Source organism: Micromonospora sp. WMMD1120 (assembly GCF_029626235.1).
Lineage (GTDB): Bacteria > Actinomycetota > Actinomycetes > Mycobacteriales > Micromonosporaceae > Micromonospora.
Window position 1 is genome coordinate 816,672 of record NZ_JARUBO010000005.1, and the last position, 26,522, is coordinate 843,193.

At 70.6% G+C, this 26,522-nt stretch carries 25 protein-coding genes; 7 read left to right on the forward strand and 18 right to left on the reverse strand.

Annotated elements, in window-relative coordinates; all coding sequences use genetic code 11:
* Nucleotides 1–236 precede the first annotated feature (236 nt).
* Both O7634_RS03930 and O7634_RS03935 read left to right on the forward strand, forming a co-directional pair.
* The gene (locus O7634_RS03930; RefSeq protein ID WP_278148802.1) at nt 237–1,733 is read left to right on the forward strand and encodes an aldehyde dehydrogenase family protein; all 1,497 of its coding nucleotides are present in this window, start codon (nt 237–239) and stop codon (nt 1,731–1,733) included.
* An 80-nt stretch (nt 1,734–1,813) separates the two neighbouring features.
* Nucleotides 1,814–2,473 (forward strand): class I SAM-dependent methyltransferase, encoded by a 660-nt coding sequence (locus O7634_RS03935; RefSeq protein WP_278148803.1) that lies wholly within the window; start codon nt 1,814–1,816, stop codon nt 2,471–2,473.
* Nucleotides 2,474–2,495: 22 nt separating this feature from the next.
* On the opposite strand, the gene nucS is transcribed toward O7634_RS03935, so the two are convergent.
* Entirely contained in the window at nt 2,496–3,155 is a 660-nt protein-coding gene (nucS, locus tag O7634_RS03940) for an endonuclease NucS (RefSeq protein ID WP_278148804.1), read from the reverse strand.
* 71 nt (nt 3,156–3,226) lie between these two features.
* Here nucS and O7634_RS03945 point away from each other — a divergent pair, with 71 nt between their 5' ends.
* Complete coding sequence (locus O7634_RS03945) at nt 3,227–3,844, forward strand: DUF4126 domain-containing protein (RefSeq protein WP_278148805.1); 618 nt, start codon at nt 3,227–3,229, stop codon at nt 3,842–3,844.
* A gap of 16 nt (nt 3,845–3,860) precedes the next feature.
* Here the strand turns inward: O7634_RS03945 and O7634_RS03950 are convergent, their stop codons facing one another.
* A complete protein-coding gene (locus O7634_RS03950) occupies nt 3,861–5,864 on the reverse strand; it encodes a protein meaA (protein WP_278148806.1) in 2,004 nt (667 codons plus the stop codon).
* Nucleotides 5,865–6,015: 151 nt separating this feature from the next.
* Here O7634_RS03950 and O7634_RS03955 point away from each other — a divergent pair, with 151 nt between their 5' ends.
* Nucleotides 6,016–6,867 (forward strand): ABC transporter ATP-binding protein, encoded by an 852-nt coding sequence (locus O7634_RS03955; protein WP_278148807.1) that lies wholly within the window; start codon nt 6,016–6,018, stop codon nt 6,865–6,867.
* On the forward strand, nt 6,864–7,709 hold the full coding sequence (locus tag O7634_RS03960; RefSeq protein ID WP_278148808.1) for an ABC transporter permease: 846 nt from the start codon (nt 6,864–6,866) through the stop codon (nt 7,707–7,709). The genes O7634_RS03955 and O7634_RS03960 overlap by 4 nt, the downstream gene beginning before the upstream one ends.
* Before the next feature lie 46 nt (nt 7,710–7,755).
* On the opposite strand, the gene O7634_RS03965 is transcribed toward O7634_RS03960, so the two are convergent.
* Nucleotides 7,756–8,604, reverse strand: coding sequence for a 3-hydroxyacyl-CoA dehydrogenase family protein (locus O7634_RS03965; RefSeq protein WP_278148809.1), 849 nt, complete (start codon nt 8,602–8,604; stop codon nt 7,756–7,758).
* 166 nt (nt 8,605–8,770) lie between these two features.
* Nucleotides 8,771–10,213, reverse strand: coding sequence for a UDP-N-acetylglucosamine 1-carboxyvinyltransferase (murA, locus tag O7634_RS03970; RefSeq protein WP_278148810.1), 1,443 nt, complete (start codon nt 10,211–10,213; stop codon nt 8,771–8,773).
* Between murA and O7634_RS03975 the strand changes: the two genes are divergently transcribed.
* Nucleotides 10,212–10,784 (forward strand): cob(I)yrinic acid a,c-diamide adenosyltransferase, encoded by a 573-nt coding sequence (locus O7634_RS03975; RefSeq protein WP_278148811.1) that lies wholly within the window; start codon nt 10,212–10,214, stop codon nt 10,782–10,784. The genes murA and O7634_RS03975 overlap by 2 nt on opposite strands.
* A gap of 611 nt (nt 10,785–11,395) precedes the next feature.
* On the opposite strand, the gene O7634_RS03980 is transcribed toward O7634_RS03975, so the two are convergent.
* The 13 genes from O7634_RS03980 to glyA all read right to left on the reverse strand — a co-directional run bounded on the left by O7634_RS03980 (nt 11,396) and on the right by glyA (nt 22,416).
* Complete coding sequence (locus O7634_RS03980) at nt 11,396–11,851, reverse strand: DUF2550 domain-containing protein (RefSeq protein ID WP_278148812.1); 456 nt, start codon at nt 11,849–11,851, stop codon at nt 11,396–11,398.
* Nucleotides 11,852–11,863: 12 nt separating this feature from the next.
* A complete protein-coding gene (locus O7634_RS03985; protein ID WP_278148813.1) occupies nt 11,864–12,145 on the reverse strand; it encodes a F0F1 ATP synthase subunit epsilon in 282 nt (93 codons plus the stop codon).
* 76 nt (nt 12,146–12,221) lie between these two features.
* A complete protein-coding gene (locus O7634_RS03990) occupies nt 12,222–13,364 on the reverse strand; it encodes an LCP family protein (RefSeq protein ID WP_278148814.1) in 1,143 nt (380 codons plus the stop codon).
* Nucleotides 13,365–13,588: 224 nt separating this feature from the next.
* Nucleotides 13,589–15,025, reverse strand: a complete 1,437-nt coding sequence (gene atpD / locus O7634_RS03995; RefSeq protein WP_278148815.1) for a F0F1 ATP synthase subunit beta — start codon at nt 15,023–15,025, stop codon at nt 13,589–13,591.
* Entirely contained in the window at nt 15,025–15,954 is a 930-nt protein-coding gene (locus O7634_RS04000) for a F0F1 ATP synthase subunit gamma (RefSeq protein ID WP_278148816.1), read from the reverse strand. The genes atpD and O7634_RS04000 overlap by 1 nt, the downstream gene beginning before the upstream one ends.
* Before the next feature lie 4 nt (nt 15,955–15,958).
* Nucleotides 15,959–17,611 carry a F0F1 ATP synthase subunit alpha gene (gene atpA, locus O7634_RS04005; RefSeq protein WP_278148817.1) on the reverse strand — a complete coding sequence of 551 codons (1,653 nt, stop codon included), beginning with the start codon at nt 17,609–17,611 and terminating at the stop codon, nt 15,959–15,961.
* Nucleotides 17,612–17,775: 164 nt separating this feature from the next.
* Entirely contained in the window at nt 17,776–18,597 is an 822-nt protein-coding gene (locus tag O7634_RS04010) for a F0F1 ATP synthase subunit delta (RefSeq protein WP_278148818.1), read from the reverse strand.
* Nucleotides 18,597–19,136 carry a F0F1 ATP synthase subunit B gene (locus tag O7634_RS04015; protein ID WP_278148819.1) on the reverse strand — a complete coding sequence of 180 codons (540 nt, stop codon included), beginning with the start codon at nt 19,134–19,136 and terminating at the stop codon, nt 18,597–18,599. The genes O7634_RS04010 and O7634_RS04015 overlap by 1 nt, the downstream gene beginning before the upstream one ends.
* A 28-nt stretch (nt 19,137–19,164) precedes the next feature.
* Nucleotides 19,165–19,407 (reverse strand): F0F1 ATP synthase subunit C, encoded by a 243-nt coding sequence (locus O7634_RS04020; protein WP_278148820.1) that lies wholly within the window; start codon nt 19,405–19,407, stop codon nt 19,165–19,167.
* Between the two features lie 66 nt (nt 19,408–19,473).
* On the reverse strand, nt 19,474–20,271 hold the full coding sequence (gene atpB / locus O7634_RS04025) for a F0F1 ATP synthase subunit A (RefSeq protein ID WP_278148821.1): 798 nt from the start codon (nt 20,269–20,271) through the stop codon (nt 19,474–19,476).
* Nucleotides 20,272–20,282: 11 nt separating this feature from the next.
* Nucleotides 20,283–20,519 (reverse strand): AtpZ/AtpI family protein, encoded by a 237-nt coding sequence (locus O7634_RS04030; protein WP_278148822.1) that lies wholly within the window; start codon nt 20,517–20,519, stop codon nt 20,283–20,285.
* Between the two features lie 189 nt (nt 20,520–20,708).
* Complete coding sequence (locus O7634_RS04035) at nt 20,709–21,134, reverse strand: hypothetical protein (RefSeq protein WP_278148823.1); 426 nt, start codon at nt 21,132–21,134, stop codon at nt 20,709–20,711.
* Nucleotides 21,127–22,416 (reverse strand): serine hydroxymethyltransferase, encoded by a 1,290-nt coding sequence (gene glyA, locus O7634_RS04040; RefSeq protein WP_278148824.1) that lies wholly within the window; start codon nt 22,414–22,416, stop codon nt 21,127–21,129. Before glyA ends, O7634_RS04035 begins: the two co-directional genes overlap by 8 nt.
* A 200-nt stretch (nt 22,417–22,616) precedes the next feature.
* Between glyA and O7634_RS04045 the strand changes: the two genes are divergently transcribed.
* Nucleotides 22,617–24,080 carry an SDR family oxidoreductase gene (locus tag O7634_RS04045; protein WP_278148825.1) on the forward strand — a complete coding sequence of 488 codons (1,464 nt, stop codon included), beginning with the start codon at nt 22,617–22,619 and terminating at the stop codon, nt 24,078–24,080.
* A gap of 275 nt (nt 24,081–24,355) precedes the next feature.
* Here the strand turns inward: O7634_RS04045 and O7634_RS04050 are convergent, their stop codons facing one another.
* Entirely contained in the window at nt 24,356–26,470 is a 2,115-nt protein-coding gene (locus tag O7634_RS04050; RefSeq protein WP_278148826.1) for a transglycosylase domain-containing protein, read from the reverse strand.
* Nucleotides 26,471–26,522: the final 52 nt, after the last annotated feature.

The window sequence follows — 26,522 nt, forward strand, 5'->3', positions numbered from 1 at the left end:
CACACCGTTACTCCGCGCGTCAGCCTGCCATCAGACGGTAATCGTCAATACCGACCGGCCGGTCAGCCTCTCGTCACCTCCCGGCCACCTGCCGTTCGACGATTCGGGCGGGCGCTTTTCGAAACCCACACGCTGACCTGCACTGATCAACGATCGGTCGGGGCGGTGCGTCGCCGGTCCCCGCACTCCGAATCGAGGACCTACCAGTGAGTAATCCTCGGGTCTAGACTTCCGCCATGACGGCTGTGCATGTTCCCGGACTTCCGATCATCGACGCGGGTGAGCTGGTGTCGACCAGTCCGGCGACCGGCACGGAGGCCGGTCGCCTCCCGGTCGCCGGCGAGGCCGACGTCCGGCGGGCCGTCGCCGACGTCCGCTCCGCCGCCGAGTGGTGGGCCGGTCTCGGCTTCACCGGCCGTCGCGAGCGGCTGCTGCGCTGGCGCGCCCTGCTCGCCAAGCGGATCGAGGAGCTTGCCGAACTGGTGCACGTCGAGGGCGGCAAGCCGGTCGCCGACGCCATCGTCGAGATCGTCACCGCGATCGAGCACGTCGACTGGGCCGCCCGCAACGCCGGCCGGGTGCTGGGGCCACGCCGGGTGCGCTCCCGACTCATCCTCGCCGAGTTCTCCGGCCACCTCGAATACCAGCCGTACGGCGTGGTCGGCGTGATCGGGCCGTGGAACTACCCGGTCTTCACACCGATCGGCTCCGCCGCGTACGCGCTCGCCGCCGGCAACGGCGTGGTGCTCAAGCCGAGCGAGTACACGCCGGCGGTCGGCCAGTGGCTGGTGGACAGCTTCGCCGAGGTGGTGCCCGAGCGGCGGGTGTTCGCCGCCGTGCACGGCCTGGGCGACGTGGGGGCGGCGCTGTGCCGCTCCGGGGTCGACAAGCTCGCCTTCACCGGCTCCACGGCGACCGCCCGCAAGGTGATGGCCGCCTGCGCCGAGACGTTGACCCCCGTGCTCATCGAGGGCGGCGGGAAGGACGCGATGATCGTCGACAGCGACGCCGACCTGGACGCGGCGGCCGACGCGTGCGTGTGGGGCGGCCTGACCAACGCGGGGCAGACCTGCATCGGCATCGAACGGGTCTACGCCGTCGACTCCGTCTTCGACGCCTTCGTCGACCGGGTGGTGGCCCGTGCCGGCCAGCTCACCGTCGGGCCGGAGGGCGCCGACATCGGCCCGATCACCATGCCCCGGCAGATCGACGTGATCCGCGGGCACATCGACGCCGCGATCGACTCCGGCGGCCGGGCCGTGCTCGGCGGGCCCGGCGCGGTGCAGCCGCCGTACGTCCACCCGACGGTGCTGGTGGACGTGCCGGAGGATTCGGCCGCCGTCCGGGAGGAGACCTTCGGTCCCACGCTGACCATCAACCGGGTCCGCGACGCCGACGAGGCGGTCACCCGTGCCAACGCTCTGCCGTACGGCCTGGGTGGCTCGGTCTTCGGCCGCCGGCGGGCGGTGGCCACCGCCCGTCGGCTGCGCTCCGGCATGGCCTCGATCAACTCCACGCTGACCTTCGCCGGCATGTCCACACTGCCCTTCGGCGGGGTCGGCGACTCCGGTTTCGGGCGCATCCACGGCGAGGACGGGCTGCGTGAGTTCGGCCGCGCCAAGGCGATCACCCGGCGGCGGGCCCGCTCGCTGCTGCCGTCGATGACCTTCGACCGCACCCCGACCGACGTGGCCCGACTGGTCAAGGTCATCAAGACGCTGTACGGCAGGTGAGTGTCGGATAACCGATCATCGATGAAAATCGGTTAATCCACATGTTTGTACGCTGTGCTCCCGGCGGTACATTGCGTTAAATGGGCCCCAATCGATTGCGCTACCGGCTTGTCGACAGTGACCAGTCGTGGAGCGCCCGACGACGTCGACATCGTTCGGACTGGTTGGCGCGCACCTTCCCGGACATCGGTGACATGCACGTGGTCGACCTCGGTGGCCGGCTCGGCACCTGGCACCGCGCCACCGTCCGACCGGCCCGGGTGACAGTCATCAACCTGGAGCAACCGCCCGCCGTCGCGCCCGAGTGGGCCCACGTCGAACAGGCCGACGCCTGCGACCTGCCGGCACGCCTCGCCAGGGGCAGCTACGACCTGGTCTTCTCCAACTCGGTCCTGGAACACGTGGGCGGGCACGAGCGCCGGTTGCGCTTCGCCGCCACCGTCCGCACGCTCGCCGACCGGCACTGGGTGCAGACGCCCTACCGCTACTTTCCCATCGAGCCGCACTGGATCGCGCCCGGCATGCAGTTCCTGCCGGTGCGTCTGCGCACCGCGCTGGCCCGGCGCTGGCCGCTGGGGCACAAGCCCACCCGCAGCCACGACGCCGCCATCCACCAGGTGCTCTGGACCGAACTGTTGGACAGGTCGCAGATGCGGCACTACTTCCCCGAGTCGAGCATGCTCGTCGAGCGGGTGTTCGGCCTGCCCAAGTCCCTGATCGCGGTGCGCACCGGGGGCTGACGGCCCGTCGGCGGGCTGCCCCTCAGAAGAGGGTCAGCTCGTCCTTCTCGATGCCCCGCAGCCGGTCGTAGTCCACCACCACGCACCGGATGCCCCGGTCGGTGGCGAGCACCCGGGCCTGCGGCTTGATCTCCTGCGCCGCGAAGACCCCGGCGACCGGGCTGAGCAGCGGGTCACGGTTCATCAACTCGAGGTAGCGGGTCAACTGCTCCACCCCGTCGATGTCGCCGCGCCGCTTGATCTCCACGGCGACCGCGCCCGAGTTCGCGTCCCGGCACAGCAGGTCGACCGGACCGATCGCCGTCATGTACTCCCGGCGGACCAGCGTGAACCCCTCGCCCAACACCGTCGGGTTCGCTGCCAACAACTCCTGGAGGTGCGCCTCCACCCCGTCCTTGCGCAGGCCCGGGTCCACCCCCAGCTCGTACGAGGTGTCCTGGAAGACCTCCTCCAGGGTGATCCGCAGCTCCTCGCCGGCCTTGTTGACCACCCGCCACACGCCGGGGGACTCCTCCAACCGGCACGGCGGGCTCATCCAGTTCAACGGCTTGTACGCCCGGTCGTCGGCGTGGATCGACACCGACCCGTCCGCCTTGACCATGAGCAACCGGGTGGCCGGCGGCAGGTGAGCCGAGAGCCGTCCGACGTAGTCCACCGAGCACTTCGCAATGACCAACCGCACCCGACGAGGGTAGCCGAGCCCTGGCCGACCGCCACCGAGCGGCACTGGCGCGCCGGTGCGATGCTGAGACCGTGTTCGAAGTCCTCACCGGCACCGGTCTCGCCGCCTCGGCGGGGCTGAACGCCTACATTCCCCTGCTCGTCCTCGGTCTGCTCGGCCGCTACACCGACCTGATCGATCTGCCCAGCGGCTGGACCTGGCTCGGCAACGGGTGGGTCCTCGTCATCATGGCGGCGCTGCTCGCCGTGGAGATGGTGGCGGACAAGGTGCCGGTGGTCGACCACGTCAACGACGTGGTGCAGACGGTGGTTCGTCCCACCGCCGGTGGCCTGGCCTTCGGCGCCGGCTCCTCGTCCGAGACGGTGACGGTCAGCGACCCGGGCAGCTTCTTCTCGACCCACCAGTGGGTGCCGGTGGTCACCGGCGTCCTGCTGGCGTTGGGCGTGCACCTGCTCAAGTCCGCGGCCCGCCCGGTCGTCAACGCGACCACCGCCGGGCTCGGCGCCCCGGTCGCCAGCACCGCTGAGGACGCCACCAGCGTCGTCGTCTCCCTGGTGGCGATCGTGCTGCCGGTGCTGGTGCTCGTCTTCCTGGTCGGCCTGGCGTTCTTCGTCTTCTGGTTCGTCCGCCGCCGCGCGGACCGACGCCGGGAGCGGGAGGCGGCCCGCGCCGCCGGCTTCCGCGTCTGAGCGCGCCGTCGGCCGGTCAGGGCAGGTCGTTGGCGTGCCTGATGACCGTCACCAGATCGTCGATGATGCCGGTGAGGGCGAAGTCCTTCGGGGTGAAGACCCGCGCCACCCCGGCGGCGCGGAGCGTGGCCGCGTCGCCCGGCGGGATGATGCCGCCCACGACCACCGGCAGGTCGGCGCGGCCGGCGGCGCGCAGCCCGTCGAGCACCGCGGGCACGGCGGCGAGGTGCGACCCGGAGAGCACCGACAGTCCGACCAGGTCGACATCCTCCTCGACGGCGGCGGCGACGATCTGCCCGGCGGTCAGCCGGATGCCCTGATAGACGACCTCGAAGCCGGCGTCTCGGGCGCGTACCGCGATCTGCTCCGCGCCGTTGGAGTGCCCGTCCAGGCCGGGTTTGCCCACCAGCAGTCGCAACCGTCCGCTGCCCAGCTCGCGGGCGGTGGCGGCGACCCGCGCGCGCACGGCGGCGAGGCCGGGCTCGCCGCCGCCGGTGGCGCCGGCCAGGCCGGTCGGCGCCCGGTACTCGCCGAAGACCTGCCGTAGCGCGCCGGCCCACTCGCCGGTGGTAACCCCGGCCCGTACGCACTCCACAGTGGCCGGCATCAGGTTGACGCTGGTCGCGGCGTCCGCGCGGAGCCGGGTGAGGGCCGCGTCGACGACGGCCGCGTTCCGGTCGTCCCGCCACCGCCGTACGCCCGCGACGGCCGCCGCCTCGACCGCCGGATCGACCTGCTCGACGGCGTCGGCGCCGGTCGCCGTCAGTGGTGAGGGCTCGGTCTCGGTGTGGCGGTTCACCCCGACCACCACGTCGGCGCCGGACTCCATCCGACGGCGGCGTTCGGCCAGCGACGCGACGAGCGCGCTCTTGAGATGGCCGCTCTCCACGGCGGCGACCACGCCACCCAGCTCCAGCACCTCATTGAGCTGCGCGCGGGCCCCGCTGACGATCTCGTCGACCAGCGCGGCCATCACGTGCGAGCCGGCGAAGAGGTCGGGATATTCGAGCAGGTCCGACTCGAACGCCAGGACCTGCTGCATGCGCAGCGACCACTGCTGGTCCCAGGGGCGGGGCAGACCCAGCGCCTCGTTCCAGGCGGGCAGTTGCACAGCGCGGGCCCGGGCGTCCCGGGACATCGTCACGCCGAGCATCTCCAGCACGATGCGCTGGACGTTGTTCTCCGGCTGCGCCTCGGTGAGGCCGAGGGAGTTGACCTGCACGCCGTAGCGGAAGCGGCGCTGCTCGGCCTGACCGACGCCGTACCGGTCCCTGGTGATCTCGTCCCAGAGCACCCCGAACGCGCGCATCTTGGCGATCTCCTCGACGAAGCGCACCCCGGCGTTGACGAAGAACGAGATGCGCTGCACCACGTCGCCCATCCGTTCCGGCGGCACCTGGCCGGCGTCGCGGACCGCGTCGAGCACGGCGACAGCGGTGGCCAGCGCGAAGCCGACCTCCTGCACGGGCGTGGCGCCGGCCTCCTGGAGGTGGTACGAGCAGATGTTGACCGGGTTCCACCGGGGCATCTCCCGCAGCGTGTACGCGACCATGTCGGCGGTCAGCCGCAGCGACGCCGCCGGCGGGAAGATGTACGTGCCCCGGGACAGGTACTCCTTGACGATGTCGTTCTGGGTGGTTCCGGCGCAGCGGGCCAGGTCGCCGCCCTGCTCCAGCGCGACGGTGCCGTACAGGGCGAGCAGCCACATCGCCGGGGCGTTGATGGTCATCGAGGTGTTCATCTCGGCGAGCGGCAGACCGTCGAAGAGCGCCCGCATGTCACCGAGGTGGGCCACCGGCACGCCGACCCGCCCCACCTCACCGGCGGCGAGTTCGTGGTCCGGGTCGTACCCGGTCTGGGTCGGCAGGTCGAAGGCGACCGAGAGGCCGGTCTGCCCCTTCGCCAGGTTGCGGCGGAAGAGGGCATTGGTCGCGGCGGCCGACGAGTGGCCGGCGTAGGTGCGCATCACCCACGGGCGGTCCCGTTCGGGCAAACGCCCAGGGTATGCCGTCTCATCCATGACCGGAGTCTAAGTTACCGTTCAGTAGAAGTGGCTGTGCAAAACCACACAGCTCCATGTCGGGGACGTCCGGGTGGCAAGCGCCCACCCTGTCGTGCACCGCCACACCCCGGCCACCCACCCGTCACCGCCAGGACGCACACTTGACGGCATGGATGACGAGCTGGCCATCTCCGTCCGAGGGCTGCGCAAGGCGTACGGCGACAACGTGGCGGTGGCGGGCGTGGATCTCGACGTCCACCGCGGTGAGGTGTTCGCGCTGCTCGGCCCGAACGGGGCCGGCAAGACCACAACGGTCGAGATCCTGGAGGGCTACCGCCACCGCGACGCCGGCGAGGTGCGGGTGCTCGGCACCGACCCGGCGCAGCCGGATGCCGGCTGGCGCTCCCGGGTCGGCATCGTGCTCCAGGGCACCGGTGAGTTCGACGAGCTGACCGTCGCCGAGGTGATCAGGCACTTCTCCGGCTTCTACCCGGATGCCGACGACCCGGACAAGGTGATCGAGCGGGTCGGCCTGGCCGGCAAGGCCAGAGCCCGGACGCACACCCTCTCCGGCGGGCAGAAGCGCCGCCTCGACGTGGCGCTGGGCATCATCGGCCGCCCCGAGCTGCTCTTCCTCGACGAACCGACCACCGGCTTCGACCCGGAGGCTCGCCGCGAGTTCTGGGAGCTGATCCGCGACCTGGCGGCGGCCGGCACCACAATCGTGCTGACCACCCACTACCTGGACGAGGCGGAGGCGCTCGCCGACCGGGTCGGCGTGATCGCCGGCGGCAGACTGGTCGAGGTGGCCGCCCCGAGCCGGCTGGGCAACCGGCAGGAGGCGCTGGCGACGGTCTCCTGGCGTACCCCGGACGGGACGGTGGAGAGCACGCAGAGCGCGACGCCGACGGCGGTGGTGGCCGACCTGGCCGCGCGCTTCGGCGGCGAGATCCCGGGGATCACCGTGACCCGGCCGACCCTGGAGGACGTCTACCTCACGATGATCGGACACGCGCGATGACGACCACGACGAAGCCGGCGACGCCGGTGGCCACCGCCCCGGGTCGTCGGCTGGGCGCCGGCACGCTCGCGGTACGCCAGGGCCGGCTGGAGATCACCCAGTTCCTGCGCAGCCGGGAGTCGGTGGTCTTCACCATGGGCTTCCCCATCATCATGATCCTGATCTTCGCGTCGATCTTCGACGGCACGATCGGCGGCGGGGTCAGGTTCACCCAGTACTTCATCACCGGGATGATCGCGACCGGCCTGATGACGGTGAGCTTCCAGAACCTCGGCATCTGGATCCCGATCGAGCGGGACCGCGGCGTGCTCAAGCGCTACCGGGGCACGCCGATGCCGAAGTGGGTCTGGTTCGCCGGCAAGGTGATCATGGTGGTGGCGATCGGCATCGCCGAGACCGCGCTGCTGCTGGCCTTCGCGGTGGCGCTGTTCGACCTCGACCTGCCCGGCACCGCCGGGAAGTGGCTCACCTTCGGCTGGGTCGCCGTGCTCGGGGTGACAGCGTGCACCCTGTGCGGCATCGCCATCTCATCGCTGGCCCGTACCGCCCGCAGCGGCTCGGCGGTGGTCACCCCGGTCTCCCTGATCCTCCAGTTCATCTCCGGGGTGTTCTTCGTCTTCACCGACCTGCCCACCTGGATGCAGCAGGTGGCGGCGCTGTTCCCGCTCAAGTGGATGTGCCAGGGACTGCGGTCGGTCTTCCTGCCGGAGAGCTTCGGCGCGCAGGAGCCGGGCGGCTCGTTCGAGCTGGGCCGGGTGGCGCTGGTGCTCGCCCTGTGGTGCGTGATCGGCCTGGTGCTCTGCCTGACCACCTTCCGCTGGACCACCAAGCGCGACGGCTGAGCACGGACGACCGGGGCGGAGTGACCCCCGCCCCGGTCGAGGCGACTCAGTACGTGTAGAAGCCCTTGCCGGTCTTGCGGCCCAGGTCGCCGGCGGTGGCCATCCGCTGGAGCAGCTCCGGCGGGAAGAACTTCTCGTCGCCGGTGTCGGTGTAGATGTTCCGCGTCGCGTTCAGCAACACGTCCACCCCGGTCAGGTCGATGGTGGCCAGCGGACCCATGGCGTGCCCGAAGCCGAGCCGGCAGGCGGTGTCCAGGTCCTCCGCGGACACCACGCCCGACTCGACGAGCTTGACCGCCTCCATCACCAGGGCCGAGATCAGCCGGGTCGTGACGAAACCGGCGATGTCCCGGTTGACCACCACCACCGTCTTGCCGATCTCCTCGGCGAAGGCCCGCGCGGTGTCCAGCGTGGCGTCGCTGGTCTTGTAGCCGCGCACCAGCTCGCAGAGCTGCATCATCGGCACCGGGGAGAAGAAGTGGGTGCCGACGACCGCCTCGGGCCGCTCGGTCACCGCGGCGATCTGGGTGACCGGAATGGCCGAGGTGTTGGTGGCGAGGACCGCGTCCGCCCTGCAGATCTTGTCCAGGGCGCGGAACACCTCGTGCTTGATCTCCAGCCGCTCGAAGACAGCCTCGACCACGATGTCCGCGTCCGCCGCCGCCTCCAGGTCGGTGGTCGGGGTGATCCGGGCCAGCGTCGCCTCGACCTCGGACGCCTCGATCCTGCCCTTCTCGGCGAACTTCGTCAGTGACTTCCGGATGCCGTCCAGACCCCGTGTGGTGGCCGCGTCGTCCAGGTCGCGCAGCGTCACCTGCCAGCCCGCCTGCGCCGCCACCTGGGCGATGCCGGAGCCCATCAGCCCGGCCCCGACGACCGCGAGTCGACCCGCCATCTACTTCTCCCTCGCTGCGATTGAGTGCCTGCCTGCACCCTAGTCCGCGAGCTGAACGATGGCTAAGTGGCGGCGGCTGTGCCGCCGGAGTCACTGCGGCCGTGCCGCCGGAGTCGCGGCGGCTGTGCCGCCGGAGTCGCTGCGGGCCTCGCTGCCGGCCCGGGGGTCAGATCTCCAGCGACGGCTCCTCCGGCGCGGTGCCCCGCTCCACGGCCACGCCGAGCGCGCGCAGGTCGGCCACGAAGTCCGGGTAGCCCCGGTCGACGTGGTGCACGTGGGAGACCTCGGTGACCCCGTCCGCGCAGAGCCCGGCGATGATCAGGCCGGCGCCGGCCCGGATGTCGGTGGCCCGCACCGGGGCGCCGGAGAGCCGCTCCCGGCCGCGAACCACAGCGTGGTGCCCGTCGGTCTTGATGTCCGCGCCGAGCCGCATCATCTCGTTGGCGAACATGAACCGCCCGTCGAAGATGTTCTCGGTGATCAGCGATGCGCCGTCGCTGACCGCGGCCAGCCCGATCGCCATCGGCAGCAGGTCGGTGGCGAACCCGGGGTACGGCAGGGTGACCACGTCCACGGCCCGGGGCCGCTCGTCCATCCGGACGCGGAAGCCGTCCCCCCGGGTCTCCACGAGCGCGCCGGCGGCCACCACCTTGTCCAGCGCGATCTCCAGGAAGGCCGGGTCCAGCCCGGTCACCGTCACGTCGCCCCTGGTCATCGCCGCGCCGAACGCCCAGGTGCCGGCGACGATCCGGTCCCCCACCGTCGCGTGCCGCACCGGGCGCAGCCCGGGAACCCCGGTGATCCGCAGTGTGGAGGTGCCGGCGCCGGCGATCCGCGCGCCCATCTGGTTGAGCATCGTGCAGATGTCGACGATCTCCGGCTCCCGCGCCGCGTTGTCGATCACCGTGGTGCCCTGGGCCAGCACCGCCGCCATCACCAGGTTCTCGGTCGCGCCGACGCTGGGGAAGTCCAACACGATGTCCGCGCCCCGCAGCCCGTGCGGCGCGCTGGCGATCACGAACCCGTGTTCACCGGAAATCTCCGCACCCATCCGGGTCAGCCCGGAGATGTGCATGTCCAGCCCGCGCGACCCGATCGCGTCGCCGCCGGGATGCGCCACCCGCACGTACCCCCGGCGGGCCAGCAGCGGGCCGAGCACGCAGATCGACGCGCGCAGCCGCCGGACCAGGTCGTAGTCGGCGTCCGCGCCCGGCTGCTCCGGGACGTCGATGGTCACCGAACGGGAACGGGCCACGCCACCGCCGGCGACCATCGGGTCGACCGGGTCGTCCGCGTCGAACTGGACGTCACACCCCAGCCTGCGCAGCACCTCCCCCATGATCGCGATGTCCGTGATCCGTGGCACGTTGGTGATCACGCTGCGGCCCGGCGCCAGCAGCGCGGCCGCCATCAACTTCAGCGCCGAGTTCTTGGCGCCCACCACGTGTACGGTGCCGGCCAGCCGCGCGTCACCGCGCACCCGGATGACGTCGACGTCGCTGACCGCCGGATCACCGGCGTCGCCGGGGCCCACCACCACCGGCCAACCGGCGGCGCTGTCCGGCCGCACCGGGGTCGTCAGATCGGGAATCCGTAGGCTGTGCGTCATGGCCGTCCACCTCACGCGCATCTACACCAGGGCCGGCGACGCCGGCATGACCAGGCTGAGCAACAACGAGCAGGTACCGAAGACCGATCCACGGATCGCCGCGTACGCGGACGTCGACGAGTGCAACGCGGCGATCGGTGTCGCGATCGCGCTGGGCCAGCTCGACGAGGAGCTGCGCGGCGTGCTGGCGTCGGTGCAGAACGACCTGTTCGACGTCGGCGCCGACCTGGCCACCCCGGTCGAGCCGGAGCCGAAGTATCCGCCGCTGCGGGTGACCGAGGAGTACGTCGAGCGCCTGGAGGGCTGGTGCGACGAGTACAACGCGCGCCTGAGCAAGCTCGACTCCTTCATCCTCCCCGGCGGCACCCCGGGCGCGGCGCTGCTGCACGTGGCGCGGACCATTGCCCGGCGTGCGGAGCGGGCAGCGTGGTCGCTGGTCAGCCACGATCCGGATCGGACCAGCACGCTCCCGGCAAAGTATCTCAACCGGCTCTCCGATCTGCTCTTTATCCTGTCAAGAACGGCAAATCCGGCAGGAGATGTGCTATGGGTGCCGGGCGGCAAGCGCTGACAGTGGGCGCGACACCCCACGTCGACACGGGGATTCCCCATCTGACCGCTGCCACGCGTCGCCGGGGCCGCGTCCTCCTCCGGCCCGGCTCTCGGCGACCGACTCGGCTTCCTGGAAGTCGGCGCATTCAGGCCCTCGGTAAGCCCGATATCGCCAGACCGCAGGCGATCGACTCGGCTTCCTCGAATCCGGGGCATCCAGGCCCCCACATAGGCCCAACCTCAGCGCAGGCCCCGGATGACCAACTCGGGTTTCATGAAATCGGGGCATCCGCCGGTCTGGGTAGGCCCCGTTTCACGGAAGACGAGTCGATCACCCCTGCGCGGGCTCGGCCGGCCCCGATCGCGCCGCCCCGGGTCGGCCAGCCACGTCGCGCTCCAGGGGGATCACCCTGCCGGATCGACGCAACGGTGACGCCGACGGGTTTCCGGGGCAGCCCGCCCGGCGGAGGGATCAAGCCTGACCGCCCGGAGCCGGGCGGGCTGCCCCGGAAACCCCAACAGTGACCCGCGCAAACCATGCGACCCAGGCACGCCAGATGCGACCCGGGCACGCCAGAGCCGACCCGGGCAAGCCAGCGGCGACTCAACCACCCGCGGGCGGGCGACAGCTCAGGCGGCCGGCCAGTCCTGGGAGGCCATACGCGGCGAGACCGCCCCCGGAGGGGCGGCCTCGAGCCAGGAGAGGAAACCGGTGACGGTGGACCGCGCCATGGCGATCTCCACCGGTGCGTGGTGACTGGTACAGCGGAGGATCACCCAGTCGGCCGGCATGGAGAGCCGTTCCTGACCTTCGGGCAACCGTCGGCGCTCCACCGCCAGCCCTTTGCGCGAGAGCACCCGCTTGGGCCGGATCGCGAAGCTGAACATCCGGTACCACCGCAGCTCGTCGCCGGCGAAGCGACCGAAGCCGGGCGACCAGCCGCGGCCGTCGAGAACAGTGGTGACCCGGACGCTGAGCCGGATGATGCCACCGCTGCGGGTGACCAGAGCTCGCCGGACGAAGAGGACCAGAAGCGCGGCGAGGATGACGACTACGCCGATCCCGATTCCCTCGACGATCTCCATCCCCGGTTTGACTCAGCGACTCTGCGCGGAGACCGGGGTCGCGCTCTCGGCCAGCACCGTGACGCCGTCCGCGCTCACCGAGAGGAAGCCGCCGGCCACGTCGTACGCGACCTGCTCGCCACCGGCCAGCTTGATGCGCACCTGGCCAGGCTCGGCGAGCTGACCGAGCAGCGGTGCGTGCCCCGGCAGGACACCGAGCTCGCCCTCGGTCGTCCGGGCGACGAGCATCTCGGCGTCACCGGACCAGACCTTCTCCTCGACGGCGACGAGCTCGACATGAAGCTGCTGTGCCACGCTGTCTCCTTGCTGCGGCTACGGATTGCCGAAATTCTAGCCTGACGCCGGGGCGCGCCCGACACGGGTGCGGCCCCTACTTGGACTTGTTCACGAACTCCGGGTGCTCCAGCAGGAACGGGTCGAGTTGTTCGTTGTGCAGCGCGGTGAAGAAGTCCGCGACGCCGGGCTGGAACTGCTCACCCAGGTACTTCTTGCCGTCGAACACCCCACCACCCGGTAGCTTGATCATCTCGATCGTGTTCGGGCGGATGTCCTTGAGCGCGAGACCGAAGTCGACAACGCTGTTGCCCCGGCCGTTGAAGATCAGCGACTGACCGGCGGCGCGGAGCACCTTGTCCAGCTTGATCGGGTTGGCCACCACGTCGGCGCTGAACGCCTGGCCGACCATTGCCTTGACGAACTGCTGCTGGTGGCGCTGCCGGCCGTAGTCGGAATCCGGAACACCGTTCTTCGGGTAGCGCTGCCGGACGTAGTCCAGGGCCTGCCAGCCCTTGAGGTGCTGGTTGCCCTTCTTGTAAACCGCCTGCGGGCCGACGTAGCCCTCGCCGCGCGTGTTGCCCGGGCGCGCCGTGCCGTCCGGCTGCTTGTGCTCGGACCTGACCTCCCGCTCGATGTACATCGTCACGCCACCCATGGCGTCGACGATCTTCTGGAAGCCGGTGAAGTTGATGATCGCGCCAGCGTCGAAGCGCTTGATGCCTGTCACCTTCTGCACAGTGGTCGCCAGCAGCTCGAAGCCGCGCGCCGCGTCCGGGTTCTTACCCGGCACCTTGCTGCCGAACGACATGGCAGCGTTGATCTTCGTGGTCTCGCCCGGGAAATCGGCCTTCTTGAAGGGCGGAATCTGCACGTAGAGGTCCCGTGGCAGGGAGAACAGGTAGGCCCGGTCCATCGAGGCCGGCACGTGCAGCACCATGATCGAGTCGGCCAGCGGCGCCGCGGTCGGCGTACGCGGGTCGATGCCGACCAGCAGGATGTTCAGCGGGCCCTTGATCTCGCTCTTCTTGGCCTGCGCCCCGGCCGCCTGGTCACCGAAGAGGTCGGCCTTGCCGACGGCCCCCTCGTAACGGGCCATCAGGACCTCGGTGCCGACCAACACCGCCCCGCTGAGCACGGTCAGCACGGTCCCGAACACCGTGCAGATCCTGGCCCAGCGCGGCACACCCCGCCAGATGGACGACCTGCGGCCACTCTTGCCGGCCTTAGCCACGAGCATCTCCGTTCGTCACGCCCACGTGGAGAATGACGGGCGCACGTCGTCGAAAGGTTGCAAACATCAACGCTCGTTCGGGTGAACGCGCGGAACGAACCGTATCTCGACTGCCGGGCAACGGCGACCACGAGTAACGGACCGCGACGATAGTAGGACGCGAACATGAACAAAAGACTGCCCCGGCGTTGCCGGGGCAGTCTTTTTGTTGCGGATTCGACGGGGCTGGGTCAGCCCTTCATCAGCTCCTCAGCCTTCTTCTCCAGGTCCTCGAGACCGCCGCACATGAAGAACGCCTGCTCGGGGAAGTGATCGTACTCACCCTCGCTGATCTTGCGGAACGCCTCGATGGTCTCCTTGATCGGAACCGTCGAGCCCGGCACGCCGGTGAACTGCTCCGCCGCGTAGGTGTTCTGCGACAGGAAGCGCTCGATCCGCCGGGCCCGGGCCACGGTGATCTTGTCTTCCTCGGAGAGCTCCTCGATGCCGAGGATGGCGATGATGTCCTGCAGGTCCTTGTAGCGCTGCAGGATCCGCTTCACCTCGGTGGCGACCTGGAAGTGCTCCTGGCCGACGAACTCCGGGGCGAGGATCCGGGACGAGGACGCCAGCGGGTCCACCGCCGGGTAGATGCCCTTGTCGGAGATCGACCGCTCCAGGTTGGTGGTCGCGTCCAGGTGGGCGAACGTGGTGGCCGGGGCGGGGTCGGTGTAGTCGTCCGCCGGCACGTAGATCGCCTGCATCGAGGTGATGGCCTGGCCCCGGACGGAGGTGATCCGCTCCTGGAGCTCGCCCATCTCGTCGGCCAGGGTCGGCTGGTAACCCACGGCGCTCGGCATCCGGCCGAGCAGGGTGGAGACCTCGGAACCGGCCTGGGTGAAGCGGAAGATGTTGTCGATGAAGAGCAGCACCTCCTGCTTCTTCACGTCGCGGAAGTACTCCGCCATGGTGAGCGCGGAGAGCGCGACCCGCAGCCGGGTGCCCGGCGGCTCGTCCATCTGGCCGTAGACCAGCGCGGTCTTGTCGATGACGCCGGACTCGGTCATCTCGGCGATGAGGTCGTTGCCCTCACGGGTGCGCTCACCCACGCCGGCGAAGACCGAGGTACCACCGAAGTTGCGGGCAACCCGGGTGATCATCTCCTGGATGAGCACCGTCTTGCCCACGCCCGCGCCGCCGAACAGGCCGATCTTGCCGCCCTTGACGTACGGGGCGAGCAGGTCGATCACCTTGATGCCGGTCTCCAGCATCTCGGTCTTCGGCTCCAGGTCGGCGAAGGCCGGCGCCTTGCGGTGGATGCCCCACCGGTCGTCGGCGTCGATGGTCTCACCCTCGGTGAGGTTGAGGCACTCGCCGATCGCGTTGAACACGTGGCCCTTGACCGCGTCGCCCACCGGAACGGAGATCGGCCCGCCGGAGTCACGAACCTCCGCGCCGCGGACCAGGCCGTCGGTTGGCTGCATCGAGATGGCGCGGACCAGGTTGTCACCCAGGTGCTGGGCGACCTCCAGGGTCAGCGTCTTGTCACCGCCGGACAGGCTCACGGTGACGTTCAGGGCGTTGAACAGGGCCGGCATGGCGTCGCGCGGGAACTCGGCGTCGACGACCGGGCCGATGACCCGGACCACGCGACCCGTGGCCGTCTTGGTCTCTACTGGGGCAGTCATCACACTTCACTTCCCGACGCGGCCAGCGCGTTCGCGCCGCCGACGATCTCGCTGATCTCCTGGGTGATCCCGGCCTGGCGGGCCGAGTTCATCTCACGCGTGTACTTTTCGATCATCTCTTCGGCGTTGTCGGTGGCACTCTTCATCGCCCGCCGCCGCGCCGCCGACTCACTCGCCGCCGACTCGATCAACGCCGCGTAGATCCGCGTGTTGATGTACCTCGGCAGGAGCGCGTCGAGCAGCGCCTCCGCCTCCGGCTCGAACTCGTACGCCGGCAGTAGCCCTTCGGAGCGCGGCCGGTCCTCCACCTGCATCGGCCCGACGATCTTGGTGACCGGCGTCTGCGTCATCAGCGAGTGGAACTCGGTGTAGACGATGTGCAGCTCGTCGACGCCGAGCACCCCGTCCCCGCCGGGACCACCGTCGACGTCGTCCGCGCCGGCGGTGAACGCCTTGATCAGCGTCTCACCCACCGCGCGGGCGTCCTCGAACGACGGCTGCTCGCTGAAGCCCGTCCAGTTCGCCTCGATCGGCCGGTTCCGGAACCGGTAGAACCCGACGCCCTTACGCCCGATGACGTAGAGCACCGGCTCCTTGCCGTCCGCCTTGAGCCGCGCGATCAGCGACTCCGCCATCCTGATCGCGTTGGAGCTGTAGCCGCCGGCCAGGCCACGGTCGCTGGTGACCAACAGGACGCCCGCCCGCCGCACCCGCTCGCGCGGGGTGAGCAGCGGGTGGTCGATCCGCGCGTTGGACGCCAGCGCCGTGAGCACGCCGGTGATGGCCTGGGCGTACGGCAGGGACGCCTCCACCCGGGCCTGGGCCTTGGCGATCCGGCTCGTCGCCACGAGCTCCATCGCCTTGGTGATCTTCTTCATCGACTTCGCCGAGCGGATCCGTTGACGAAGAACGCGAACCTGGGCCGCCATCAGATCAGCTCTCGGCCGGGCGGTCGGTCGCGCCGTCGCGGAAGCGGGTCACCGTCTCGCGGTTCTCGTCGCCCTCCAGCGGAGCGGCGGGCGCGTCGTTCACCGTGCGCTCGTCCTCCTTGCCGAGGAAGACCTGCTTGAACTCGGTCACCGCCGAGTCGAGCGCGTTGGTGATGTCGTCGTTCCACTGGTTGTCGGCGATCGACGCGAGGACAGCCTCGTGCTTGTGCCGCAGGTACTGGAGGAACTCCGCCTCGAAGCGCCGGACCTCACCCACCGGGACGTCGTCCAGCTTGCCCTCGGTGCCGGCCCAGACCGAGACGACCTCCTCCTGCACCGGGTACGGCGAGTAGTTCGGCTGCTTGAGCAACTCGACGAGCCGGACACCACGGTTGAGCTGGTTCTGCGAGGCCTTGTCCAGGTCGGAGGCGAAGGCGGCGAACGCCTCCAGCTCCCGGTACTGGGCCAGGTTGAGCCGCAGCGAACCGGAGACCTTCTTCATCGGCTTCACCTGCGCGGCGCCACCCACCCGGGAGACCGAGGTGCCGACGTTGATCGCCGGACGGACGCCCTGGTTGAACAGGTCGGTCTCCAGGAAGATCTGGCCGTCGGTGATCGAGATGACGTTGGTCGGGATGAAGGCCGAGATGTCGTTGGCCTTCGTCTCGATGATCGGCAGACCGGTCATCGAGCCGCCACCCAGCTCGTCGGAGAGCTTCGCGCAGCGCTCCAGCAGGCGGGAGTGCAGGTAGAAGACGTCACCCGGGTACGCCTCACGGCCTGGCGGGCGACGCAGCAGCAGCGACACGGCCCGGTACGCCTCGGCCTGCTTGCTCAGGTCGTCGAAGACGATCAGGACGTGCTTGCCGCCGTACATCCAGTGCTGCCCGATGGACGAGCCGGTGTACGGGGCCAGGTACTTGAAGCCAGCCGGGTCGGACGCCGGGGACGCGACGATGGTCGTGTACTCCATCGCGCCCGCCTCCTCCAGCTGCCCCTTGATCGAGGCGATGGTGGAGGCCTTCTGGCCGATGGCGACGTAGATGCAGCGGACCTGCTTCTTCGGGTCGCCGGTGCGCCAGTTGTCCCGCTGGTTGAGGATCGCGTCCAGGGCGACGGTGGTCTTGCCGGTCTTGCGGTCACCGATGATCAGCTGCCGCTGGCCCCGACCGATCGGGGTCATCGCGTCGATGGCCTTGATGCCGGTCTGCAGCGGCTCGAACACCGACTGCCGGGCCATCACGTTCGGAGCCTGCAGCTCCAGCTCGCGGTAACCCTCCTCGGCGATGTCGCCGAGGCCGTCGATCGGCTGGCCGAGCGCGTTGACCACGCGGCCGAGGAAGGCGTCGCCGACCGGAACGGAGAGCACCCGGTCGGTGCGCTTGACGCGCTGCCCCTCCTCCAGGTTGGCGGAGTCACCGAGGACGACGACGCCGATCTCCCGGACGTCGAGGTTCAGCGCCACGCCGAGCGTGCCGTCCTCGAACTCCAGGAGCTCGTTGGTCTTGGTCGAGGGCAGGCCCTCGACGTGGGCGATACCGTCACCGGTGTCGGCGACGGTGCCGACCTCCTCGCGGGAGACGTCGGACGAGTAGGAGGAGACGTAGCGCTCCAGGGCGCCGCGGATCTCCTCCGTCGAGATGGTCAGCTCGGCCATCCTCTGCTTCCTTAAAATTCAGGGGCCCGGGATACCTAGTACCGACCGGTCCGAATGGCGTCTGTCTTCCGGGCGCTGCGCGGTCCAGCCACCCCGATGCTGGGCGGCGGGACCGCTCAGCCGCGGGGCGGCGAAGCCACCGCGTTGCTGGGCGGCGGAGCCGCTCAGCGCTTCGCGAGCGCGTTGCGGGTCTCGTTGAGGCGGCGCAGGATGGTGCCGTCGTACAGGTCGGAGCCGACCCGCACGCTCACCCCACCCAGGACGTTGGGGTCCACCGTCTGCTTGACGGAGACCTCTCGACCGTATATCGCGCCGAGGCTCGCACCCAGTCGGCGCTCGTCCTCGTCACTCAACGGGGCCGCGACGGTCACGTACGCCACCTGCTGGTCACGTCGCTCGGCGGCGAGCTCCACCAGCCGGGTGAGCGCGCCGGTGAAGGAGCGCCCCCCGAACCCGGCGAGCGCGACCTCGACGAGACGGACGGTGGCCGGGCGGGCCTTGTCGGCGAGCAACTCGCGGGCCAGGGCGGCCCGCTGCTCGACCGGGGCGACCGGGTCGGCGAGCGCGTTGCTCAGCGCCGCCTGACCGGCCACGACCTGACCGAAGCGGAACAGTTCGTCCTCGACCTCACCCAACTCGCCGGCCTTGTCGGCGCTGGCCAGCAGCGCCTCCACGCCCAGCCGCTCGGCGCCGTCGAGCAGTTCCGACGGTGCCGACCAGCGGCCGGCGACGAGCGAGACGAGCAGGTCGAGCGCGTCGGCGCCGATCCGCCCACCCAGCATGTCGCCGAGCAGCGCGGCCCGGTCGTCACCGGAACGGGCCGGCTCCGACAGGGCCCGACGCAGCCGCGGCTCACGCCGCAGCAGGGCCGCCACGGAGAGGATGGCGTCGGCGGTGGCGAGCACCGCCGACGGCTCCGCGCCGCGGACGTACGCGTCGAGGCGCTCGGCCGCGACCTTGTACGACTCCCGGCTGGCGGCCTGCATCAGCGGGCCCCCGTGCTCTCGAGACCGCTCAGGAACCGGTCGACGGTGCCCTTACGCCGTGCCTCGTCGGCGAGCGACTCGCCAACGATCTTGCTGGCCAGGTCGACAGCGATCGCGCCCACCTCGGCGCGCAGCTCGCGCACGATGGTGGCCCGCTCGGCCGCGAGCTGGTCCTTGCCCGCCTGGATGACCCGGTCGGACTCCTCCCGCGCCTTGGCGAGGATGTCCTGCCGGATGCCCTCGGCGTCGGCCCGCGCGTCGTCACGGATCTTGGCGGCGTCGGTCCGGGCCTCGGCGAGCTGGGCACGGTACTGCTCGAGCAGCTGGTTCGCCTCGGCCTGGGCGGCCTCGGCGCGCTTGATGCCGCCCTCGATCGCGTCGACCCGAGCCTGGAACGTCTGCTCCATGCGCGGGAAGACGAACTTCATCAGCACGAAGCAGAGCACGGCGAAGGCGACCGTACCGACCACGATCTCCTGCCAGAGCGGGATGATCGGGTTGTGGGTCGTCTCACCACCCTCGGCGGCGAGGAAGTACATGGAAGACCTCCCGGTCAAAGGGGCTGGATCAGGCGGCGTTGCCGGCCCAGATGAAGCCGAAGGCGATGCCGAGCAGCGCCAGCGCCTCGATGACGGCGAAGCCGATCCAGACGTACGGCAGGGTCATCCGGGACGACTCCGGCTGGCGGGCGGTCGACTGGATGTAGGCGGCGAAGACCAGGCCGACGCCGATACCGGGGCCGATGGCGGCGAGGCCGTAGCCGATGGCAGCGGTGCTACCGGTGACCTCGGCGAGAACGCTAGCGTCCATTGGTGTGGTTCCTCCTGGTTATCACGCGTGACTCTCACGCGGGACGACAACGGTTGGTGCGGTGGATCAGTGCTCGTCGGCGAGCGCGCCCTGTACGTAGCTGGCGGTGAGGACGGTGAAGACGTATGCCTGCAGGCAGATCACCAGGAACTCGAGGAAGGTGAGCGCGATGGTCATCACCCAGGAGAGCACCGAGACCGGGGCCAGCCAGGCGTTGGCGCTCAGCATCGCGAAACCGCCGAGCGTGAAGACCAGCAGGAGCATGTGACCGGCGAACATGTTCGCGAAGAGACGAACCGCGAGCGAGAACGGCCGGACGATGAAGGTCGAGAAGAGCTCGATCGGGATCAGCAGCGGCAGGATGTACCACGGTGCCGGCGGAACCAGGGAGTTCTTGAAGTACTTGACGAAGCCGTGCTTCTTGATGCCGATGTAGTTGAACAGCACGTAGCTGATGATCGCGAGGATCGCCGGGAAGGCGATGTGCGAGTTCGGCGAGATCTGGAAGAGCGGGATGATCGCGAACGCGTTCGTCAGCAGCACGAAGCAGAACAGCGTCGTGAAGTAGGGGGCGAAGCGCACACCCGCGTGGCCGATCATGTCGACGGCGATGTTGTTGCGCACGAAGCCGTAGATCGACTCGGCGAACCACTGCTTCTTCGTCGGCACCAGCTGCGGGTTTCGGTAGGTCGCCAGGAAGAAGATGATCAGGACGCCGACCGCGATCCAGACCATCGCCGTGATCTTGGTGAACCAGTAGGAGTCGTGCGCACCCCAGGGCAGGATGCTGGGCAGGTAGAAGTCTTCCACGCTGGGTGGGAATCCCGCCTGGCCCGCCGCCAGAACGTTCGCCTGTCCGAACACCGCGTCCCTTCCTAAGTAGGCGTGCCGAGTCGGCGGACGACCAGGATGATCCCCCCGGCCATACCGAGCACGACGCCGATCCCGGTGGCCACGCCGCCGGTGTCGAGCCACTGGTCAACCAGCCAGCCGATGAAACCCCACACGAGCATGCCTCCGACGAGGTAGCTGAGCGCGGTCCAACCCTGACCGGCACCGGACGGCATGTCGTCCGGTTCGCCGGCGGGACGGGGGGTTTGGTCACCAGCCATGACGGGGCGAACGATATCAGCCGGGAAGACGAGGCTGTGCCTCACCCCCCGCACAACCGTCGTTGTGTGGGCTTCTCGTGGGCGCCGTCGTCTGTGGGCACGCTACTCCCCTTCCGCCCGTCGGAAAATGACCGGTGGCCGACACATTGCCGCGTGTCCAACACGTGGGACGAACGGCCGATCGTCGGGTCAGCTGTCCGACCGCCGCGCGTGCACCGTGGTCAGCCACCAGATGTGCACCGCGGTCCACACTGCCACCCCGGCGACGATGCCGAGGCAGAGCGGGACCAACCCCGACCAGCCGGTCGACGCCACCGCCACCATCACCACCCCCAACAGGGTGAACTTCAGCGCGTAGAGGCCCAGACCCAGGGGCAGCAGCAACTGCGGGTTGATCTGGTCGGCCCAGGCCAGCACGACCGTCGTCAGGGTGTAGCTGACCACCGTGACGCCCACGCCGGCCGCCGCGCCGAACGCCGCGTTCGCGCCGCCGGTCACCCCACCAACCACGGCGGCGACCACCGCCAACGCCACCGACGCGCCCAGCAGCACCGGCAGGTGCCGCAACCGCCACCGCCGGTCGGTGCCGGGCTCGACCACCCCGGGCTCAGCCACGGGGGTACGCCGGAAACGCCGTGACCAGTTCGCCCACCTCGGCGGCGATCCGGTTCAGCTCGTCGCCGCCGCCCGGCGCGCCGGGATCGGTGCGCACCGCGCGGGCGATCAGGGTGGCCACCTGCCGCAGCTCCCCCTCCCGCATCCCCTGGGTGGTGACGCTCGGCGTGCCCACCCGGATGCCGGAGGCCACCATCGGCGGCTGCGGGTCGTACGGGATGGCGTTCTTGTTCAGGGTGATCGCCGCGGCGTCGCAGCGCCGCTCGGCCTCGGTGCCGGTCACCCCCAGCTCGCGCAGGTCGATGAGGGCGAGGTGGGTGTCGGTGCCACCGGAGACCGGGCGCATCCCCTCGTCGGCCAGCCCGGCCGCGAGCGCCTGCGCGTTGCTGACCACCTGCCGGGCGTACGTCTGGAACTCGGGCTGGGCGGCCTCGCGCAACGCGACCGCCTTGGCCGCGACGGCGTGCATCAGCGGGCCGCCCTGGGTGAACGGGAAGACCGCCTTGTCGATCCGCTGGGCCAGCGACTCGCGGCAGAGGATCATGCCGCCGCGTGGGCCGCGCAGCACCTTGTGCGTGGTGGCGCAGACGACGTCGGCGTACGGCACCGGGGACGGTATCGCCCGGCCGGCGACCAGGCCGATGAAGTGCGCGGCGTCCACCATCAGGTACGCACCGACCTCGTCGGCGATCTCCCGGAACCGGGCGAAGTCGATCAGCCGGGGGTACGCGGTCGCGCCGCAGATGATCAGCTTGGGCCGGTGCGCCCGCGCCAGGTCGCGTACCTCGTCGTAGTCGATCTGCTCGGTGTCCGGCCGCACCGGGTAGCCCACCGGGTGGAACCACTTGCCGGAGAAGTTCACCCGGCTGCCGTGGGTGAGGTGCCCGCCGTGCGGCAGGTCCATCGCCAGCACCGTGTCGCCCGGCTGCACCAGCGCGGCGTACGCGGCCAGGTTGGCGCTCGCCCCGGAGTGCGGCTGGAGGTTGGCGTGCTCGGCCCCGAACAGCTCCTTGGCCCGGGCGATACCGATCTCCTCGGCCCGGTCCACCTCGGCGCAGCCGCCGTAGTAGCGCCGGCCCGGGTAACCCTCGGCGTACTTGTTGGTCAGCGTCGAGCCGAGCGCTGCCAGCACCGCCGGCGAGGTCAAATTCTCGCTCGCGATCAGTTGCAGGCCGCCCCGCAACCGGTCCAGCTCACCGAGGACCACCCCGGCGATCTCCGGATCGGTGGCCCTGAGCTGCGCGAAATCCGGCCCCCAGAAGGTGCTCGTCTCGGTCTCCACAGCGAACGAGTCTAGGGCCTGTCGCACGAGGGCGGCCGAGCCGAGGCGGAGTCCGGGCGGCGATCCGGCAAGGCGCGGTCAGGTCCGGATACCGGTGTTGTATCCGGACCTGACCGCAACGCCGCCGGGCGTCGTCCGGGCCCGCCGCAGGGCGGCCAGTTCTCGTGCGACAGGCCCTGGGGGGCGGCACACTGGTAGCCGTGCGATGCCTCGTCACCGGAGCCACCGGCTACATCGGCGGGCGGCTCACGCCCCTGCTGCTCGCCGACGGGCACACGGTGCGCTGCCTGGCCCGCAAGGCCGTACGGCTGCGGGACGTCCCCTGGGCCGCCGCGGCGGAGATCGTCGAGGGGGACCTGAGCCGGCCGGACACGCTGCCCGCCGCGTTCGCCGACGTGGACGTCGCGTACTTCCTGGTGCACTCGCTCGGCCGGCCGGACTTCGAGGCGGCCGACCGGGCGGCGGCGACCAACTTCGCGGCGGCGGCGCGCGCGGCCGGAGTCCGCCGGATCGTCTACCTCGGAGGGCCGGAGCCGACGTCCGACGACGAGGTCCCCTCCCCGCACCTGCGCTCCCGCGCCGAGGTCGGCCGGATCCTGCTGGCCAGCGGGGTGCCCACGGCGGCGCTCCGCGCCGCGGTGATCATCGGCTCCGGCTCGGCGTCGTTCGAGATGTTGCGCTACCTGACCGAGCGGCTGCCCGCGATGATCACACCGCGCTGGGTCCGCAACCGCATCCAACCGATCGCGGTCCGCGACGTGCTGCGCTACCTGGCCGGCTGCGCCGAGCTGCCGACCGAGGTCAACCGGGGCTTCGACATCGCCGGACCGGACGTGCTGACCTTCCAGGACATGATGCAGCGCTACGCCCGGGTGGCCGGGCTGCGCCGGCGGATCATCGTGCCGGTCCGGCCGCTCACCCCGTCGCTCTCCTCGCACTGGGTCGGTCTGATCACGCCGGTGCCGAACGCGATCGCCCGCCCCCTGGTGGAGAGCCTGATCCACGAGGCGGTGGCGCACGAACACGACATCGCCCGGTACGTACCGGACCCGCCGGACGGGCTGACCGGCTTCGACGAGGCGGTGGCGCTGGCGTTGGCCAAGGTGCGCGACGCCCAGGTGGAGACCCGCTGGTCCACCGCCAGCGGCCCGGACGCGCCCGCCGAGCCACTGCCCAGCGACCCGGACTGGTCCGGCGGCACCGTCTACACCGACGTGCGGGAGCGGGCGGTGGCCGCGACTCCCGCCGCGCTGTGGCGGGTCATCGAGGGCGTCGGCGGCGAACACGGCTGGTACTCGTTCCCGCTCGCCTGGTCGGTCCGCGGCTGGCTGGACCGGCTGGTCGGTGGGGTCGGGCTGCGGCGGGGCCGGCGCGACCCGCATCGGCTGCAGGTCGGTGAGGCGCTGGACTTCTGGCGGGTCGAGGAGATCGTCCCGGGTGAGTTGCTGCGCCTGCGGGCCGAGATGCGGCTGCCCGGCCGAGCCTGGCTGGAGATGCGGGTGCTACCGGCCGACGACGGCGGCAGCCGCTACCAGCAACGGGCCGTCTTCCTGCCACGCGGGCTCAGCGGCCACGCCTACTGGGGCTCGGTGGCCCCGTTCCACGCGGTGGTCTTCGGCGGGATGGCCCGCAACATCGCCCGCAACGCCGAACAACCCCGCTAACCCGCACCCCGCACCCCACACCCCACACCCCGCACCCCGCACCCCGCACCCCGCACCCCGCACCCCGCACCCCGCACCCCACACCCCACACCCCGCACCCGCACCCGCACCCCGCACCCGCACCCGCACCCGCACCCCGCACCCGCACCCGCACCCGCACCCGCACCCGCACCCGCGATCTTGCGCTTTGTGCTGTTGTTTAGGCAGCTTATGCACCTTTTGCCGGGACAGAAACTGCAAGATCGCGGGGATAGAGGGCGCGGGGACGAGGGGGGTCAGTTTCCGGTGCGGGGGGGTGTGGTTTGGAAGGCGCTGCGTTCGCTCGGGGGGACGAAGTCGCGTACCGGTTGGTCGCGGAGGGCGACGGCGAGGACCTCGCCGACCGCGCGCACCATCTGGGCCTGCACCGCCTGGCCGACCGCGTCCCGGGGGTCGTCCGGGTTCGCCGCCATGGAGGCCACCACGAGCTGCGGCGTGAACGCCACCACCGTCTCCGTCTCGTACCGCTCCGAGCTGCCGGTCTTACCCGCCACCGGCCGACCGAGACCGGCCCGCAGGCCGGGCGCGGTGGCCCCGTCGCACCGCCCGTACATCGACTGGTCGCCGACCGGGCAGCGGGCCGCGTCGGCGGCGGCCCGCGCCACGTCCGTGTCGAGCACCTGCCGGCAGTCCGGCTTGGCGGCGTCGACCGGCCGGCCGGCCGCGTCGGTGATCGAGACCACCGGCAGCGGCGCGCACCAGGTGCCCTCGGCCGCCACCGTGGCGTACGCGGTGGCCAGGTCCAGCGGCGTCGTCGCGGCCACGCCAAGGGTGAACGGTCCCCAGTCCTTCGCGCCGTAGCGGGCCAGCCTGGCGTCCGCGTCGGCCCGCAGCACGATGCCGAGCCGTTCGGCCATCTCCACGACCCGGTCGGCGCCGACCCGCTCGGTGAGCCAGGCGAAGTACGTGTTCACCGAGCGGCCGAACGCGGTCCACATGGTGCGCGGGCCGTCCATCGACGACGGGCTGGCGTTCGACGGACACCACCTGCCGTCGCAGCTCGCCGTACCGCTGACCGGGAAGCGGGTGAGCAGTTGGGTGGGCGCGACGAAGTCGGTGGACAGCGGCAGGCCGGACTCCAGCGCGGCCAGCATGGTGAAGAGCTTGAACGTGGAGCCGCCCTGGTACCCGTCGATGGCGCCGCCACCGGCGACGAGCTGGTTGACGGTGTTCGGGTGGTTCTTCTGCCCGACCGGGTTGTCCGCCACGCTGTAGACACGGTTGACGGACATCGCCAGCACCCGCCCGGTGCCGGGTTGCACCACGGCGGTCGGCGCCGCGTCCGCCCTCGTCACCGGATAGATCCTCAGCACCTGCTCGGTGGTGGCCCGCTGCACCGCCGGGTCGAGCGAGGACACGATGGAGAACCCGCCCCGGCGCAACGCGCGCTGCCGCTCGTCGGCGGTGGCCCCGAACGCGGACTGGTCGCTCCACCAGCGGGTGAACCAGTCGCAGAAGAAGCCCCAGTCGTTGTGTGTCTCGGGCACCCCGGTGCAGTCGTTCGGGGTCTCGCTGGGCTGCAACCGCAGAGGCTCGGCGCGCGCCGCCGCCGCCGTGTCCGCCGGCACCTGCCCGGTCTCGGCCAGCCGCTCCAACACGTACGCCCGCCGGGTCAGCGCGCTGTCCGCGTCACCGTTGATCGGGTCGTCGCTGTCCGGCGAACGCACCAGGCCGGCCAGCAGCGCCGCCTGGGCCAGCGTCAACTCGGCCGGGGACCGGGAGAAGTAGCGTTTGCTGGCAGCCGCGATCCCGTACGCCCCGGCCCCGAAGTAGGCGATGTTGAGATAGCGGGTCAGGATCTCGTCCTTGTCGAGTTCCCGCTCCAACGCGAGGGCGTACCGCATCTCCTGGAGCTTGCGCACGGTGGTGAGTTCGGTGGCCGCGGCGCGCTGCGTCTCGGTCAGCCGGGGGTCGTTGCTCAGCACGTTGCGGACGTACTGCATGGTCAGCGTCGAGGCGCCCTGCCGGGTCCGGCCGTCGCGCTTGTTGACGGTGAACGCGCGCACCACGCCCCGCAGGTCGACACCGCTGTGCTGGTAGAACCGGGCGTCCTCGGCCGCGATGATCGCCTGGCGCATCACCGGGGCCACCTCGCGCAGCGGCACGTCCACCCGGTCCTCCTGGTAGAAGGAGGTGATCAGGGTGGTGCCGTCGTTGGCGTAGAGGTTGGAGCGCTGGGCGGTGGGCGGCGTCCGGAGCGTGTTCGGCAGCTCCGAGTAGGGCGTCGAGAGGGCGCTGAAGCCGATCCCGAAGACCAGGGCCGCCGGTAGCGCGGCGGCGGCCAACACCAGGCCGGCCAGCACTCCGGCGATCACCACGGTCAGCAGTTTGTCGAGTCGGGCCCGGATCATCAGCTCTCCCCGCAGGAGCCGGTCACGCTAGGACCCGTTCAGAATGACCCGG